At 70.7% G+C, this 1,899-nt stretch carries 1 protein-coding gene; it reads right to left on the bottom strand.

Features of this window, described 5'->3' with window-relative positions; translation table 11 throughout:
* Nucleotides 1-336 precede the first annotated feature (336 nt).
* Complete coding sequence (locus tag CCN44_RS36355; protein ID WP_086702911.1) at nt 337-1,854, bottom strand: glutamate--cysteine ligase; 1,518 nt, start codon at nt 1,852-1,854, stop codon at nt 337-339.
* Nucleotides 1,855-1,899: the final 45 nt, after the last annotated feature.

Genomic DNA, 1,899 nt, shown 5'->3' with positions numbered 1-1,899 from the left:
TCTTCCCCGCCGCGCCTTCTTCCCCGCCGCGCCTTCTTCTCCGCCGTCCTTGTGTCCGCTGCAACGGCGCTCACCCCGGACGGCGCGGATCGGCGGTCTGCACGGCGATCAGCCCACCGCAGCCGTTTCACCGCGGCTCGTCCGGCCACGGCTCGTCCCACCGCAGCCCTTTCACCGCGGCTCATCCGGCCACGGCTCGTCCCACCGCAGCCCTTTCACCTCAGCTCTTTCCACCGCAGCCCGTCCCACCGCAGCGCGTCCCCGGTGCCCACCTCAGCTCACGGCTCGGCTCCACCGCCCGCCCCACCACAGTCGGCGACTCGGCGGCGAGCCTCGTCACCCCAGCGGCACCGGCTCCGGCAACCCCACCGGCCACATGTGCACCGGCTCGCCCACGTGCATCAGCTCGGCGTACCGTCGCGTCGTCGCCGCCAGGGCGGCATCGCGGGACAGCCCGCGTTCCAGCGCGCGGTGGAAGGTGGCCGCCTGCCAGGCCGCTCCGTTGACCCGGCGCCGGCAGCGTTCCTCGATGACGCCCAGGTAGAGGTCACGGTCGGCGGCCTCCACCCCCCACGCGTCCAGCCCGGCCGACGCGAGCGGCAGCAGCTCGTCGCGGACCAGCGTGACCGCGTCGACCTCGCCCGTGCCGCCGTACCGTCCCCGCCGGGGCCAGACGAAGCGCGCGTCGATGCCGTACCGGCACGCCGCGTCGAAGTTCGCCTCCGCCGCGGCGAACGGCATCCGCGTCCACACCGGCCGGGAGTCCTCGGCGAGGGCGCGGACGAGGCCGTAGTAGAAGGCCGCGTTGGCGATCACGTCGGTGATGGTCGGCCCGGCCGGCAGCACCCGGTTCTCCACCCTGAGGTGCGGGACGCCGTCCGCGATGCCGTACACCGGCCGGTTCCAGCGGTAGATCGTGCCGTTGTGCAGGACCAGTTCGGCGAGCTTGGGCACCCCGCCGGCCTCGATGACCTCCAGCGGCTCCTCGTCGTCACAGATCGGCAGCAGGGCCGGGAAGTAGCGCAGGTTCTCCTCGAACAGGTCGTACGCGGAGGAGATCCACCGCTCGCCGAACCAGGTCCGCGGCCGTACGCCCTGCGCCTGCAGCTCGGGCGGCCGGGTGTCGGTGGACTGCTGGAACAGTGGGGGCCGGGACTCGCGCCACAGCTCACGCCCGAAGAGGAACGGCGAGTTCGCGCCCACGGCGATCTGCGCGGCGCTGGCCGCCTGGGCCGCGTTCCACACGTCGGCGAACCGCGCGGGCGTGACCTGGAGGTGCAGCTGTACGGAGGTGCAGGCGGCCTCGGGCACGATCGACTTGGAGGTGCAGACGAGGTGTTCCACACCCTCGATGTCGAGCCGGAAGTCCTCGCCGCGCGCGGCGACGATCTGGTCGTTGAGGAGGGTGTAGCGGTCGGCCTCGGAGAGGTTGGAGGAGACCAGGTCGTCCCGGTCGAGGGTGGGCAGGATGCCGATCATCACGATGCCGGCGTCCACCTCCTGGGCCTTCCGGTCGGCGTAGGCGAGCGAGGTGCGCAGTTCCTCGGCGAGCCGGTCGAATACCCGGCCGCCCAATCGGTGTGGGGCTATGTTGACTTCCAGGTTGAACATGGCGAGTTCTGTTTGGAAGTCGCGGCTCGCGATGCGCTCCAGTACCTGCCCGTTCAACATTTTGGGCATGCCGTCGGACCCGGCGAGATTCAATTCGATCTCGACTCCCATGAGGTTCTTCGGGCGATCGAATCGTTTCTCGCTCAGCAGCCGCTCCAGCCCCGTCAGACACTTCTGGAGCTTTTCGCGGTAGCGCTGGCGATCGGACAGGTCGAACTGCCCTGCCACGACCTTCTCCCCCATCGAAGTGTCCCTCCTCGGACGGGCGGGCCGACGATCCGGCCGCCG

Source organism: Streptomyces tricolor (assembly GCF_002155905.1).
GTDB lineage: Bacteria > Actinomycetota > Actinomycetes > Streptomycetales > Streptomycetaceae > Streptomyces > Streptomyces tricolor.
Note: the sequence above shows the minus strand (reverse complement) of the source record. Positions and strands in the feature narration are given on the sequence as shown.

Coding starts and splice junctions, on each gene's coding strand:
- CCN44_RS36355 (WP_086702911.1), bottom strand. CDS start 1,854: ATGGGGGAGAAGGTCGTGGCAGGGCAGTTCGACCTGTCCGATCGCCAG.